This window comes from Streptomyces sp. NPDC051684, from assembly GCF_044453445.1.
GTDB lineage: Bacteria > Actinomycetota > Actinomycetes > Streptomycetales > Streptomycetaceae > Streptomyces.
Window position 1 is genome coordinate 201331 of record NZ_JBITCS010000012.1, and the last position, 14323, is coordinate 215653.

13 protein-coding genes are annotated in these 14323 nt (G+C 72.5%); 7 read left to right on the forward strand and 6 right to left on the reverse strand.

The annotated features are described in order from the left end of the window. Positions 1–201: 201 nt before the first annotated feature. Positions 202–936 (forward strand): family 16 glycosylhydrolase, encoded by a 735-nt coding sequence (locus ACIA8D_RS17190; RefSeq protein WP_399232868.1) that lies wholly within the window; start codon positions 202–204, stop codon positions 934–936. Positions 937–968: 32 nt separating this feature from the next. Here the strand turns inward: ACIA8D_RS17190 and ACIA8D_RS17195 are convergent, their stop codons facing one another. After that, the gene (locus ACIA8D_RS17195) at positions 969–1502 is read right to left on the reverse strand and encodes a hypothetical protein (RefSeq protein ID WP_399232870.1); all 534 of its coding nucleotides are present in this window, start codon (positions 1500–1502) and stop codon (positions 969–971) included. A 142-nt stretch (positions 1503–1644) separates the two neighbouring features. Beyond that, positions 1645–2496, reverse strand: a complete 852-nt coding sequence (locus ACIA8D_RS17200; RefSeq protein WP_399232872.1) for a hypothetical protein — start codon at positions 2494–2496, stop codon at positions 1645–1647. A gap of 308 nt (positions 2497–2804) precedes the next feature. Between ACIA8D_RS17200 and tgmA the strand changes: the two genes are divergently transcribed. Genes tgmA through ACIA8D_RS17220 form a run of 4 tightly spaced genes read left to right on the forward strand, consistent with a single transcriptional unit; the run spans position 2805 to position 6470 of the window. Next, positions 2805–2996, forward strand: coding sequence for a putative ATP-grasp-modified RiPP (gene tgmA, locus ACIA8D_RS17205; RefSeq protein WP_399232874.1), 192 nt, complete (start codon positions 2805–2807; stop codon positions 2994–2996). A 14-nt stretch (positions 2997–3010) separates the two neighbouring features. After that, the gene (gene tgmB / locus ACIA8D_RS17210; RefSeq protein WP_399232876.1) at positions 3011–4030 is read left to right on the forward strand and encodes an ATP-grasp ribosomal peptide maturase; all 1020 of its coding nucleotides are present in this window, start codon (positions 3011–3013) and stop codon (positions 4028–4030) included. Between the two features lie 53 nt (positions 4031–4083). Further along, on the forward strand, positions 4084–5532 hold the full coding sequence (locus ACIA8D_RS17215; RefSeq protein WP_399232878.1) for a carboxylesterase/lipase family protein: 1449 nt from the start codon (positions 4084–4086) through the stop codon (positions 5530–5532). 41 nt (positions 5533–5573) lie between these two features. Next, entirely contained in the window at positions 5574–6470 is an 897-nt protein-coding gene (locus ACIA8D_RS17220) for a phospholipid scramblase-related protein (protein WP_399232881.1), read from the forward strand. Between the two features lie 19 nt (positions 6471–6489). On the opposite strand, the gene ACIA8D_RS17225 is transcribed toward ACIA8D_RS17220, so the two are convergent. Together ACIA8D_RS17225 and ACIA8D_RS17230 are read right to left on the reverse strand one after the other, a co-directional pair. After that, positions 6490–7431 carry a hypothetical protein gene (locus ACIA8D_RS17225; RefSeq protein WP_399232882.1) on the reverse strand — a complete coding sequence of 314 codons (942 nt, stop codon included), beginning with the start codon at positions 7429–7431 and terminating at the stop codon, positions 6490–6492. Beyond that, positions 7428–8369, reverse strand: a complete 942-nt coding sequence (locus tag ACIA8D_RS17230; RefSeq protein ID WP_399232914.1) for a phosphatase PAP2 family protein — start codon at positions 8367–8369, stop codon at positions 7428–7430. The genes ACIA8D_RS17225 and ACIA8D_RS17230 overlap by 4 nt, the downstream gene beginning before the upstream one ends. Positions 8370–8483: 114 nt before the next feature. On the opposite strand from ACIA8D_RS17230, the gene ACIA8D_RS17235 reads away from it, so the two are divergent. Further along, complete coding sequence (locus tag ACIA8D_RS17235) at positions 8484–9116, forward strand: TetR/AcrR family transcriptional regulator (protein ID WP_399232884.1); 633 nt, start codon at positions 8484–8486, stop codon at positions 9114–9116. A gap of 152 nt (positions 9117–9268) precedes the next feature. Here the strand turns inward: ACIA8D_RS17235 and ACIA8D_RS17240 are convergent, their stop codons facing one another. Further along, on the reverse strand, positions 9269–10318 hold the full coding sequence (locus ACIA8D_RS17240; protein WP_399232887.1) for a DUF2510 domain-containing protein: 1050 nt from the start codon (positions 10316–10318) through the stop codon (positions 9269–9271). Positions 10319–10557: 239 nt separating this feature from the next. Between ACIA8D_RS17240 and ACIA8D_RS17245 the strand changes: the two genes are divergently transcribed. Then, positions 10558–13251: an ATP-binding protein gene (locus ACIA8D_RS17245; RefSeq protein ID WP_399232889.1), complete on the forward strand. Its 2694-nt coding sequence runs from the start codon at positions 10558–10560 to the stop codon at positions 13249–13251. Between the two features lie 158 nt (positions 13252–13409). Here the strand turns inward: ACIA8D_RS17245 and ACIA8D_RS17250 are convergent, their stop codons facing one another. Then, positions 13410–14222 (reverse strand): SDR family NAD(P)-dependent oxidoreductase, encoded by an 813-nt coding sequence (locus tag ACIA8D_RS17250; RefSeq protein WP_399232891.1) that lies wholly within the window; start codon positions 14220–14222, stop codon positions 13410–13412. Between the last annotated feature and the right edge of the window lie 101 nt (positions 14223–14323).

A 14323-nucleotide genomic window follows, 5' to 3' on the forward strand; every position in this document is an offset into this window, starting at 1 on the left:
CCTCAGGTGTGAATACATCTATGTCAAGGGGTTGCGGGCGATCGCCGTGTGCGGGTCGCCCGGACAGTTCACCCTTCAAAGGCATGTGCCGCCAAATGCGCCGAGTCTTGTCAAGCGGCGAACGGACTCCTACAGTCCGTCGACAAGTGAGGCGTGGGAGCGCTTCCACTCCTCTTGGTTCATCCAAGCAATGGAGCCGCGATGACCGACATACCGCGCATGCCGAGCCGCCGTCGCATGCTGGGCGCAGCGCTCGCCGCGCCGCCCGCACTGATGCTGGGCGCACAGACCGCACGGGCCGATTCCTGGGGCGCCCCCGTGACGGTCGACTCCTGGAACAAGGTCAGCGGTCGGTGGACCGCCAACAACGAGCTGGAGACGTACACCCCGGACTGCGTCTGGTACGAGGGCGGCACGCTGGTGATCAAGGCGTACAACGCCGGGGGCGGTGTCTACTACTCGGGCCGTGTGGAGTCGACCGCGCTGTACGGGTACGGCACGTACAGCTTCACCGCGAACATGCCCAACGGGCAGGGCCTGCTGCCCGCGGTGTGGGCCGCGTACCTGAATCCGTGGCTGCCGGAGTTCGATGCGGCCGAGATCGTGGGACAGGACCCGAACGTCGTGTATCAGACCTCCCACGACGCCAACAACGCCCAGCAGCAGTTCTCCAGGACGAACTCCGCAGGCTGGACCAACGCGTTCCACACCTACTCGTTCACCTGGTTTCCCGACCACATCGACTTCGCGGTGGACGGCGCCATCACCGGCACCACCTGGTACAGCACCCCGGCCGGAACCGGCATGCGCTTCATCGCCAACGTCGCGGTCGGCGGCGACTGGCCGGGCAACCCGGATGCCTCGACCTGGGCCACCGCCGACGGCGCCCGCTACCTCAAGGTCTCCTCCATCACACACACGCCGTACAACCCGTAGTCCTGCGGCGGGAGTTCACTTCCGGTGCCGCGTCAGAAGACCGCGACCGGATTGACGACGAGTCCGGTGATGCCCGTGATGCGCGGTGGTGCCAGCACCAGCATGAAGCTCCAGCGGCCCAGTGTCGCGCAGGCCTCGGCGAGCCGGTCGAGGTCCGGCACCGGTTGGGCGAGCGGACGGTTGTGGTCCACGTCGACGTCGGTGCTGCGCAGTACCTCGCGGACGTACGCGGCGTGGCCGTGCTCGCCCGCGGGGATCAGCGACGTACCGCCGTAGCGGTTGAGCAGCGAGTAGTCCGGGTCGGCCGGGACGAGGGCGCGGGCCATGGCGGCGCGGACCGCGCCGGTGTCGCCCTCGCCCGCCGCGCGCAGCAGGTTCGCGGAGGCCTCCGCGGCGGACGGGGCGCCGGACGGGGCGCCGGACGACCGCTCGGCCGAGGCCCTCGGTGACCGCCCGGTGTCCGCCGCGTCGTCCGGCGCCGCGGTGCAGGCCGTGACGAACGCCGGTGCACCGACCGCGATCAGTCCGCTCAGGCGGGTGCTGGGGCGTCGTCGTCCGGTGCGCATCGCGGTCCTCCGTCGGGTGGGGGCTGTGCCGATGCCCCGATCCTCCGCCCCGCTCGCGTGCCCCGGCGTCGCCCCGTCGGGTACGTGCCGCGGTCGAGGGGGGCGGACCCCATGTCGTCCGATCGGTCGATGCGCGACCGAGTCACCCCCTCTTGTAGGCGAGCACGGCGGTCGTCACCAGGCACGGGGCCGGTGGCACCATCTGGACGCGCAGGGCGCCCCGCGCGGCGTCGTAGTCGATGCCCTCGGACTCGAACGTGCCCTTGCAGACGCTGCGCTGAGGAATCGCGAAGGCGGACGCCACGCGGCCCGTGACCGGTGTGCCGTCCAGGGGGCGGTCGAGGGTGATCTCGAGGACCTCCTTCGTCGCGGCGTCGGACGAGCACAGGAGGTGGGTGGCGTCGGTGAAGTCGCAGCCCTGGATGTTCGTGACCGGCTTGTCGAGGGATATCTGGCCGGCCTGGGGGAGGTTGGCGCCCGGCTGCGGCGCGGAGGGGTTGAGGACCGGTGTGGGGAAGACCTGGAGCCGCTGCCGCGTGCCCCACTCGCCGGACACCAGCCACTGCCCGTCGGGCGACACGGACGCGAACGAGTTGTTGAGCAATTCGCCCGGGTCGAGGGCGTGTTCGTACGTGGTGCGCTGTCCGGCCGAGGTCGTCACCGCGAACATCTTCTTCGTCGCGCTGTCGCCGCCCTGGTACGCGTCGAACGTGTAGCCGCGCGCCACGTCCGGGTCGCCCACGTGCGTCCAGCCGGCCACGCGCAGGGACAGGGGGATCGAGCCCAGGCCGCGGTACAGCAGCGTCCCGTCCGCGCGGGACGCCAGACCTTGACTGCCCGTCAGGGAGTTCACGTGCGTGGTGCCCGTCTCGGTCCAGGTGGGTGCGGCGGACGCCGTGGTCGCGCCGAGAGTGAGGGCGCCCAGGGCGGTGGCGAGGGTCAGCGCCGAGCGTCTTTTGTGCCGTTTCTGGTGCCGCTTCGTGTGCCGGGTCATGAAGGTCACCCTGCCCCATGATCGGTACGTGCAGGGGGCGTTCGGTCAGGGTGGCGGATTGTCGCCGTACGCCCCCATGCAGAGATGTAAAGGGTTGTAAAGGCGCCGTATAGGTGGAGTGACCACAAAGCCCCCCGCAATGCGCGGTCATTACCTGCCTGACGTTGTGTCATCACGCTGCGTGGCGGAATGAACTCCTCAGGGGTGTGACGCGTCTTACCCAAAACGAGACCTGGAAATTCGCTGGAGGTGCGACGTCGGAGAGTCACCATGCGCTTGACTTGGCGCACCCCCAACTAGGAGAGCTCATGCGACCGTTCGCACTGAACTATGCCCGCCCCACGCGAGAGGCAGAGGTCAGGGCGCCGTATGTGTACGACGCAACGCTGCAGTTGAACGTGTTGGCCGACGGCGCAGTGGCGGCACGCGACTACGCAGTGTTGCGGAACTTCGCGGCCACCACCTCGACCGCGGGCTCGAAAACCCATTTCGACGACTGAACGGCCCTGCCGAAATGACCGTGCTGATCCTGACGAGTGAACAGGATGTGACGGCCGACATGGCCGTCGTCGAATTGAACGCCAATGGAATCCCCGTCCTGCGGCTCGACCCCGCCGAACTGCCCGGCGGCGTCGGGGTGTCGGGCGAGTTCGCGCACGGCGCGTTCCACGGCCATCTCTCGGTCGGTGGCCGGGTCGTCAGCATCGGCGGCCTGCGCTCGATCTGGGTGCGCCGCCCCGGCGTGCCCGCCGCCCGCGCGCAGGCCGCGTCGTCCTGGCTCACCGAGGAGGCCTCGCAGTCCCTGTACGGGATGCTGCGCTGCACCGAGGCGCGCTGGATGAACCACCCCGACTCCGCCCGCCAGGCCCGCCACAAGCCCTGGCAGTTGTGGCTGGCGCGCGGCTGTGGACTGCCGGTGCCTCCCACGCTGATCACCACGTTCCCGCGCGCCGCCCGCGAGTTCGCCGCGCGCTATCCCGACCTGATCGTCAAGCCGGTCTCCGGCAGGCACCCGGGCGACGCCGGGCTCGCCGTGCCCACCACGCGTGTGCGGGCGGGCGAGGACTACCAGGACGTCGCGAACGGGCCGACGCTGTTGCAGCGCCGGGTGCGCAGGGCCGCGGACATCCGGCTGACCTGCGTGGGCGACCGGCTGTTCGCGGCGCGCGCGGCGAGTTCGCCGGAGGCCGACGCGCTGGGGAACAGCACGGAGGCGGCCGTGGACGACGTGCGCTTCGACGACGCCGCGGGCCCCTGGCGCCCGATATCCGTGCCCCGGCGCGTCGCGGACGGGGTGCGGGCCTATCTGACCCGCGCGCAACTGGCGTACGGGGCGTTCGACTTCGCCGAGGACGCCGACGGCATCTGGTGGTTCCTGGAGTGCAACCAGTCGGGCCAGTTCGGGTTCATCGAGATCGAGACGGGGCAGCCCATCGGCCGCGCCGTCGCCCAGTGGCTCGCGGGCGAACCCCTCCGCCCCGCGCCTCCCGCGGGCGAGGACGGCGAGCGCACGCTCGGCGCGGGGTGTGGCTGACACGACTGCGTGGGGATCTTTACGCGGAGGCGGGCGAGGGGTACGAGAGGAGCATGACCGACGCCACCGCAGTCACCAGGCAGGGAACCCTCCGCGGCCGCACCGAGGACGGCATCGCCGCGTTCCTCGGAGTGCCGTATGCCGCCGCCCCGTTCGGCCCGCGCCGCTTCGCCGCGCCCGAGCCCGCCGAGCCGTGGACGGGGGAGCGCGACGCCACCGAGTACGGGCCGACCGCGCCCAAGGCCCCGTACGCCCCGCCGTTCGACGCGCTGATCCCGGAGACGTCCCAGGACGGCGCCGACTGTCTCAATCTGAACGTCTGGACGCCGGAGCCCGGCACCGGCGCCGGCCTCCCCGTCATGGTGTGGCTGCACGGCGGCTCCTTCTCCAACGGCTCCGCGAACTCCTCCGGCTACCGCGGCGACGCCTTCGCCCGCGACGGCGTCGTCTTCGTCGGCGTGAACTACCGCCTCGGCGTGGACGGATTCCTGCACCTGCCGGGGGCGCCCGACAACCGCGGCCTTCTCGACATGATCGCCGCGCTGGAGTGGGTGCGGGACAACATCGCGGCGTTCGGCGGGGACCCGGACCGGGTGACCGTGTTCGGGGAGTCGGCGGGCGGGGTGGCCATCGGCCGGCTGCTCGTCGAACCGCGGGCCAGGGGCCTGTTCCGGCGCGCGATCCTGCAGAGCGGGGCCTGCCACCACTTCGTACGACCCGAGACCGCGCGGCGTATCGGCGAGCGGCTGGCCGAGCGGCTCGGCGTCGCACACACGGCGGAGGCGTTCGCGGCCGTGCCGCTGCCGGAGCTGATCGCGGCGCAGGGCGCGCTGTCGGACGAGTTCCGGAGCCGGCCCGACCCGGCGGTGTGGGGCGACGCGGCGCTGAACGGGATGGTCTTCGAGCCGATCGCGGACGAGCACGTCATGCCGGGGCCCGACCTCGGTGTGGACGTCCTCGTCGGCAGCAACCGCGAGGAGAACCGGCTCTACATGGTGCCGACCGGGCGCTTCGACACCATCAGCGAGGGGCGGGTACGGCGGGGCGCGGAGGCCTTCGGCGCCGACCTGGAGGGGTACCGCGCGAGCCGTCCCGACGCGAGTCCCGGTGAACTCCTCGACGCCGTCGTCACCGACTGGTTCTGGCGGATCCCCGCGGTGCGGCTCGCCGAGTCCGTGCCGGGCTCGCACCTGTACGAGTTCGCGTGGCGGTCGCCGCAGTTCGACGGTCGGTTGGGCGCGTGCCACGCCCTGGAGCTGGGTTTCGTCTTCGACCGGGCCGACGACCCGGACTACGCGGCGCTCGCGGGCAAGGACGCACCGGCGGAGCTGGCCCGGGAGATGCACGGTGCGTGGGTCGCGTTCGCGGCGTCCGGGGATCCGGGCTGGGACCCGTACGACCCGGCGGGGGAGCGGACGACGATGGTGTTCGACGCGGGGGCCTGCCGGGTCGAGGGGGATCCGCGGGCGGCCGAGCGGGAGCTGTGGGAAAGCGTGCGCTGAGGGCTGGAAAGGTGCACAGGGGATCGCGGTAGTGTGCCCCGGTGACGACGCATTCGAACACCCCCGCAGGTTGGTACCCGGACCCCCAGGGCACGCCCCAGACGCTGCGGTGGTGGGACGGCGCCCAGTGGACCGGGCACACGCACGCCGCCCAGGCCCAGCCTCAGGCTCCGGCCGCGGGGCAGGTGCCGCAGCAGCAGGCTCCGGCGCAGCCGCAGTTCGCGCCGGGGCAGCCCCAGCCGCAGTCCCTGCACGAGCAGCAGGGGCAGGCGCGGGCCGCCGACGTGCAGCGGCAGGTGCAGCGGCAGGCGGGCGTCGCCGGGGCCGGGCAGGGCGGCGGCACGCTGTTCACCGAGCCGGTCCTCGTGGTGAACCAGAAGGCCAAGCTGATCGAGCTGACGAACGAGTACAGCGTCATGGATCAGCACGGCAACCAGCTGGGCTCCGTCGTCCAGGTCGGCCAGAGCGCCATGAAGAAGGCGCTGCGGTTCGTCGCCAGCGTCGACCAGTTCATGACGCACAGGCTCGAGATCCGGGACGCGTACGGGCAGCCGCACCTGGTGCTCACGCGGCCTGCCAAGTTCATCAAGTCCAAGGTGCTCGTGGAGCGGCCGGACGGCACGCCGGTCGGCGAGATCGTCCAGCAGAACGCCATCGGGAAGATCAACTTCGCGATGGTCGTGAACGGTCAGCAGATCGGGGCGATCAAGGCGGAGAACTGGCGGGCCTGGAACTTCGCGATCGTCGACCACGCGGACAACGAGGTCGCGCGGATCACGAAGACGTGGGAGGGGCTGGCCAAGACGATGTTCACGACGGCCGACAACTATGTGCTGCAGGTGCATTTCCAGTTGCCGGAGCCGTTGTTGAGCCTGGTCGTCGCGACGGCGCTCACGGTGGACACGGCGTTGAAGCAGGACTCCCGCGGGTTCGGGTGACCGGTTCCTTGTCGCGGTCCTACGGAGTTGCGGCCACGGGGCTCTGCCCCGGACCCCGCTGCTCAATCGCCGCAGGGGCTTGAATTTGGTCACCCGCCGCAGGGGCTTGACCTGGCTCACCGGCCACACGGGCCTCACGTGGTTCGCCCGTTGGCGAATGTGTCAGCAGCACCACGCCCCCGGTCGCCAGGGCCGCGCCCACCGCTGCCAGGCTCCAGCCTGCTACTCCGCCCTGGAGGCGTTCGCCGAGCAGTACCAAACCGATGACCGACGCCGCCACCGGGTTCGCCAGGGTCACCATCGCGAGCGGGGCGCCCAGGCCGCCGCGGTAGGCCGTCTGGGAGAGGAGCAGGCCGCCTGCCGCGAAGGCCGCGACCAGGAGGGCCACCGCGATCACCCGGACGTCGAGCAGGGGGCCCGTGCGGTCGGTGGCCGCGACCGTCACGGTCTGGGTGAGCGCGGACGCGACACCCGAGGCGACGCCGGAGGCGGTGGCGTGGCGCAGGCCCGGCTTCGCGCCGCGCCGTGAGAGGACGCCGATGAGCGCCGCCGTCACCGCGGCCACGCCGAGCGCCTCGGGCAGCGAGAGCGTGTCGTCGGGGGCGGGCCCCGAGGCCGTCACCAGCAGCGCGCCCAGGCCCACGAGGGTGAGCGCCGTGCCCCGCCACTCGCCGGCCGTGACGTGCCGACCGGCCACCTTCGCCCCCAGCGGCACCGCCGCGACGAGGGTGAGCGCGCCGAGCGGCTGGACGAGGGTGAGGGGCCCGTACTTGAGCGCGGCGACGTGCAGCAGCGCGGCCGAGGCGTTCAGGCCGACCGACCACCACCACGTCCCCGTCGCGAGCAGCCGCAGCACGCCCGCGCCGGATCTGGCGGCGAGCCGCTCCTGGGCCACGGCCGCGGCGGCGTAGGCGACGGCGGAGACGAGGGAGAGCGCGACGGCGAGCAGGGTGGCGGTCATCGTGCCGCTCCGGTCGTGAGGCTCGGCGCGGGGGGCGGCGAGGCGATCACCTCGACCGGTATGTGCGTCGGCGTCGCCGCCGCGAGCACATCGGCGGCCGTCAGCGCGTCCGGTGGCGTACGGAACGCGGCCGGTGTCCAGGGGGTTGGAGTGGACGCCGAGGACTCCGTGATGGGCGGAACGCTCGCGGGCGCGGGCACCGGGAACAGGTGGCGCCAGAAGCCGGTCGTGTCGATGGCGCGCGGCAGCCGGATGACCGCGAGCGCGGCGCCCAGGAGCAGCGTGGCCACGATCGTGTCGAGCCAGTAGTGGTTGGCGGTGCCCACGATCACCAGAAGCGTGAACAGCGGGTGCAGCAGCCACAGCCGGCGCCACCGCGAGCGGGTCGCCGCGACGAGGCCGATCGCGACCATCAGGGCCCAGCCGAAGTGCAGCGAGGGCATCGCGGCGAACTGGTTGGCCATGGTGTCGGTGGACGGCTTGGCCGCGTAGACGGACGGGCCGTAGACCTGCGCCGTGTCGACGAGGTGCGCGGCGCCCAGCATCCGAGGCGGGGCCAGCGGGAACGTCAGGTGCAGGACGAGCGCCGCCGCGGTGAGCACCGCGAGCACCCGCCGCGTCCACAGGTAGTGGCGCGGGCGGCGCAGGTAGAGGAAGACGAGCAGCGCGATCGTCGCCGGGAAGTGCACGGAGGCGTAGTAGACGTTCGCGGCGTGCACCAGGGTGTCGCTGCTCAGCAGCACGTCCTGCACCGCGCCCTCGCCGGGCAGGTGCACGGCACGCTCGAAGCTCCACACGTGGTCGGCGTTGTGGAAGGCCTCGGCGGTGTGGCCGTTGGCCAGCTGCCGCCCGAGCTTGTAGACGAGGAAAAGTCCCACGACCAGCAAGAGCTCGCGTATCAGGGGTGGCCGGACGGCGTGCTGCTCCGGCTCCCGCATGTTCCCGTTCATCGATACGCCAGTGTACCGATACGATTGCGTACCGGTACACTGGCGTATCGATAGGCCGGTGTGATCTCATCGACACTGCCGCCGACCCGAGGAGTGAGGGCGATGACGACGCGAGAGAAGGCCACCGAGGCCGCGCCCACCGCCTCGCGCCGCTCGAAGATCAGCCCCGAGCGGGCCCAGGAGTTCTTCGACGTGGTCCTCGATCAGCTGCGGGAGCAGGGGTACGGGGCGGTGACCATGGAGGGCGTCGCCGCGCAGGCCTGTTGCAGCAAGTCCACGCTCTACCGGCAGTGGAAGACGAAGCCGCAGCTGGTGGCCGCGGCGCTGCGGGCCGGACGCTGTGCCAAGTTCTTCACGGCCGACACGGGTACGCTCGCGGGGGACCTCGTGACCGCCGCGCGCAACGCGGCGTCGCAGGCCAAGCCGGACACGGTGCTCGTGCAGGCCCTCGGGCACGCCGCCCTCCAGGACGACGAGCTGAAGGGCGCGCTGCGCGAGGCGCTGATCGAGCCGGAGCTCGCGTCGATCGACGCGATGGTGCGGCGGGCGGTGGCGCGCGGCGAGATCGCCGCGGACCATCCCGCGCTGCCCTACCTGGCCGCGCAGCTCTTCGGAGTCATGCGCAGCCGACCGATCCTGGAAGGGCGCGAGGCCGATCCCGACTATCTCGTCGGCTTCGTCGAACGCGCGCTGATTCCGGGACTCGGCCTGACCCCGGAGGGTCGGGCCACCTGAACGGGAGGCCGCCGGTCGCAGGGATGACCGACCGGTGGTCTGCCCGCGCCGCACCGTGGGGACGGGGGCGGCGCGCACCCCCGGCCGGGCGGGTTCCTCCTTGAGCGGAGGGGGACCCGCCCGGCCGCACCTTTACGGGGCGGGGGCCGGGCTCAGACGTTCTCGCCGGTGTCGCCGTCGCCGGTGACCGTGGCCTTCTTGATGCCCTTGAGGATCTTGTCGATCGCCCCGGCGTCCGGGCCCTTCGCCTTGTCCGCGGCGGTCTTCGGGACGTCGACGCCCGCGCGCAGCACGACGAGCTTGTCGGGGTTGGCGGGCGAGGGGAAGGCGGCCGACTCCACCCAGGCGTCGACGCCCGCCTTCGTCTCGACGCTCCAGCGGACCCGGTAGCCCTTCTGCCCGGCGACCGTGACCGCCTTCGCGAAGACCTGCTTGTGTCCCGTGATCCCTTGGTAGGTCTTGCCGCCGTAGGACGACTTCGCGTTCTTGGCGATGTCCTCCTTCGCGGCCGCCTTCGCCGTCTTCGCGTCGAGCTTGAGGCGCTGCGCCGAGGAGGTGGACGCGCCGCCCTTCACGCAGACGTCGCCCTTCGAGTTGGGGCAGGGGTACGGGCCGACCGTGATGCCGGCGACGCCCGCGCCGTCGGTGCCGGTCCAGTTCTTGATGACCGGGATCGCGACGCCGTTGCTGACATCGGTGGCGAAGCCCTGGTCGAGTGGAGCCCGCGGGCCGGCGCCCTGCCCGTCGGGATCCGGGCTCTCGCCCCCGCCGCCGGGGGCGCCGGGATCCTCGGGGTTCGCCTCCTTCGGGCTCTGCGACCGGGAGTCCGCCTTGTCGTTCCTGTCGTTCTTTCCGTCGCCGCCACCGCCCGTCGTGAGCGCGTAGACACCGGTGCCGATCCCCGCGAGGACCACGACCGCGATCCCGGCGGCGATGGCGATCCGGCCCCGGCCGCGCGACGCCGGCGGCAACGGGCCGGGATGGCCCGGATGGTTCGGGTACGCCGGGTCGGGCGCGGGCGGCTGCGGGGCGAACTGCGCCGGTTGCTGCGCGGGCGGCTGCGGCTGCGGCGCCGGCGGGGTAGTGGTGGCCGGGCGGGTCTGGTCGGTCCAGCGTGCGCCGTCCCACCAGCGTTCGGTGCGCGGGCCGTTGGGTATCTGCCCCGGGTCGGGATACCAGCCTGCGGGTGTCTGCGACGTCATGGACGGAACAGTATGAGGCCCGGCTGAAAAGGGGATGAGAGGGTCCCTCCCCGCGGTCGGGATCGTTACCCGCGGGATCCGCACTGCCCATCTCCGGCCAAATGTCACCGGCTGCCGCGACGCCCCACGAAGCGACGGCCTCCCGGTCTAGGCTCGTGACCAGTACGTCGATCGCCCCAAGTGGTCGGCTGCGACCGGACACCGGGACGACACCCGGTACGACAACGGGAGGCTGTGGGATGACCCAGGGACGACGGCACGCGGACGCCGCGCCCTCTGGCCCTCACCTGTGGGAGAGAGAGTCCGAACTCGACGTCGCGGCACGCGCGCTCGACGAGCTGTGCGCGGGCTCCGCGGTCGCGGGCAGCCTCGTCGTCTTCAAGGGAGAGGCGGGCATCGGCAAGACGGCGCTGCTCTCCCAGGTGCGCGAGATGGCGGCGGGCCGGGCCACCGTGTGGTCGGCCCGGGGCGGCGAGACCGTCACGTCCGTCCCCTTCAACGTCGTGCGCCAACTCCTGCAGCCCGCCCTCGTGGCGCTCTCCGAGGAGGAGGCCCGCGAGTACTTCGGGGACTGGTACGACATCGCGGGCCCCGCCCTCGGCATCGCCGAGCCCACCGGACGGCAGGCCGACCCGCAGGGCGTGCGCGACGGACTCGTCGCCGCCGCGTCCCGACTGGCCCGACTGCACTGGCCGTTGGTGCTGCTCATCGACGACGCGCACTGGGCCGACCTGGAGACCCTGGAGTGGCTCGCCGCGTTCGCCGAGCGCCTCGACGGGCTGCCGGTGTTCGTCGTCGTCGCCCAGCGCGAGGCCGCCGACGGGCGCGCCGCCGCCTGCCTGGACGCGGTGGCCGCCGCCGCCCGCCCCGGCGTCTCCCAGCTGAGCGCACTCACCCCGGACGCCACCGCCGGACTGACCCGCGCCACGGTCGGCGGCCACGCCGACGACCCGTTCTGCCGCGAGGTGTGGGCCGTCACGGGCGGAAACCCGTACGAGACCGTCGAGTTGCTCGCCAAGGTGCAGGACAGCGAGCTCCAGCCCGACGAGCGGGCCGCCGTCGAACTGCGGGCGCTCAACCGGTCCGCCCGCGGCCGCGGCCTCGTCACCCGGCTCGAAGGGCTCGGCACCGACGCGACCCGGTTCGCCTGGGCCGCCGCCATCCTCGGCACCCGCATCGAACCCGGCCTGGCCGCCCTGCTCGCCGGCATGAACCCCGAGCAGGCGGGACGCTGCGCCGAGCACCTGCGCGCCGCCCGCATCCTGACCGACACCGTGACCCCCGGATCCGGCTACGGCGCCACCGACACCCTGGAGTTCGTCCACCCGCTGATCGCGTCCGCCGTGTACGACGCGATCCCCTCGGCCACCCGCACCGCCATGCACGGCCAGGCCGCATGGGCGGTCACCGCCTCCGGGCACGGCCCCGCCGCGGCCTCCCGGCACCTCCTGGAGGTGCACCCGGACGACGACCCGGAACTCGTCGAGCAGTTGCGCGCCGCCTCCCGCGAGCACCTCGCCGTCGGTGCCCCCTCGGCGGCCCGGCGCTGCCTGGAGCGCGCCCTCCAGGAACCGCCGCTGCCCGAGATACGCCCGCACGTGCTGTACGAACTGGGCTGCGCCACGCTCCTCACGTCGCCGTCCACCACCGTCGCCCACCTGCGCTCCGCTCTCGACTCGAAGCCGGGGCTCATCGGCGAGGACCGCGTCGACGCGGTGTGCCGCCTCGCCCAGGCGCTCGTCCACACCAACCGCCTGGACGACGCGCTCGCCGCCATCGACACCGAGACCGCCCAGTTGGACGAGGGCCACCACCGGCTCCGGCTGCGGGCCACCCGCCTCTTCTGGGAGTGCATCTACGCGGGCGAGCACGATCCGCAGGACCGCTCCCGCAGCCTCGCCGAACTCGCGGGCCGGGTCACCGGACGCGACAACCCCGAGCGCGTCCTGCTGATCCTGCGCGCCTTCGACATGATGAACCGCGGCGAGAACGCCGAGGAGGTCGCGGAGTACTGCGACCGCTCCCTGGTCAACGGCCGCCTCGCGCCCGGCCTCGGCTGGACCGACACCGCGTGGGGCTTCGAGATCCTCATCGCGCTCGGCCTGTCGTACCTCTTCGCCGACCGGCTCGACCGCGCCGAGAGCCTGTTCACGGAGAGCATGCGCGCCTACGAGACCGCCGGGTGGAGCGGCGGCCACCTCTCGCTCGCGCACGCCTTCGTCGGCTACGTCCACCGCAGGCGCGGGCGGCTCAACGATGCTGAAGCGTTCCTGCGCGAGGCGCTGCGCCTGGCCGACCGGGTGGGCCACGGACTGCCCATGCACTGGGACGCGGCGGCCATGCTCATCGACACGCTGCTCGTCCGCGGCAAGCCCGACGAGGCGCTGCGGATCGCCGACCGCTACGGCTTCGCCGCGCCCTACCCGTCGATGATCCTGCTGCCCGACGCGTACTCGGTGCGCGGCCGGCTGCTGCTCGCCGTCGGCCGCACCGAAGAAGGCATCAACGAACTGGAGACCGGCGGCAAGGTGGCCCTGGCCCGCGGCGGGCACAACACCGTCGTCGCGTCGTGGGCCGGCGACCTGGCCCTCGCCCTCGCCGACACCGACCCGGGGCGCGCGGCCGAACTCGTCGCCCAGTCCCGCGTCCAGGCCGAGCGGTTCGGCACGGACACCGCGATCGGCGAGGCGCTGCGGTGCGCCGCCGCACTGGCCACGGGGCGCGAGCAGCTCACCCTCTACGCGAAGGCGGTCACGTACCTCGAAGCGTCCCCCTGCGCGTACGAACACGCTCGGGCACGGGTCGAGTACGGGATCGCCGCGCGCTCGCTGACCGAGCTCAACCGCGGGCTGCAACTGGCCCGTTCATGCGGTGCGGACGGGCTGACGGCGCGGGCCCGGGAGGTACTGGAGACGGGGCGAGGACTGCGCTAGGGCTTGTCGTTTGGATCAGGCCGGGCTCGCGGGGCCTGGCACGCACGCTCGCGGCGTTGTCGTCGGTCGACGACGCTCCGCGTCGCCTCCCTCCTCCGCCTTGCGATCGCACGCACCAGGCCCCGCTCCCTGATCCGGCCTGATCCAAACGACAAGCCCTAGAGCCCCAACGGCCCCAGGATCCGGTCGAGTTCGGTGTCGAGGCGGTCCTGGACCTCGCGGTCGTACGTCTCCGCGTGCGCGAGCGTCGGCTGCTCCCCGTCGAAGAACCCCGCAGTGGCCTCACCGCCCAACTCGCCGACGGCCAGGGCCAGTACGCCGGTCGCGCCGTCCTCGACGGTGTTCAGCGGGCCGACCCCGGCCTCACGGACCATCGCCGTGTCCATGTACGTCGCCGGGTGGATGACGTTGACGTGCACGCCCGTGCCGGACAGCTCGCGTGCGAGGGCGAAGGTGTGGGCGGCGAGGGCGAACTTGGCGCGACAGTACGCCTCGACACCGTTGTAGTCGCTCGCGAACTCCAGGTCGTCGAAGTCGACCGGGGACTGGCCGAGGGAGCCGCAATTCACCACGCGGGACGGCGCGTTGGCGCGCAGCGTGGGCAGCAGGGCGCGGGTGAGGGCGACCGGGGCGAGCAGGTCGACGGCGAACCGCAGCTCGTGCCCGTCCGCGCTCAGCTCGCGGCCCGTGCCCGGCGTGCCGGTGCCGACGCCTGCGTTGTTGACGAGGACGTCGAGCTCCGGGTGGGCGGCGGCGACCCGGGCGCCGAGGTCGCGGACCTGCTCCAGCGAGGAGAGGTCCGCGACGAAGCCCTCGGCGCGCCCGCCGGTGGCCCGCAGCTCCTCGACGAGCGCGTCGTTGCGTTTCTCGTCCCGGCCGTGGGCGAGCACGACGTGCCCGCCGCGCACCAGCTCGAAGGCGAGGTACCGGCCGAGGCCGGAGGTGGCACCGGTGATCAGGATTGTTGCCATGCGTCCAGGCTAGGGCCTGTCGTTTGGATCAGGCCCCGCGAGCCCGGCCGGAACGCAACGCCACGCCCGAGGGGGCGGGCGGGGCCGCCGCACCCACCCCC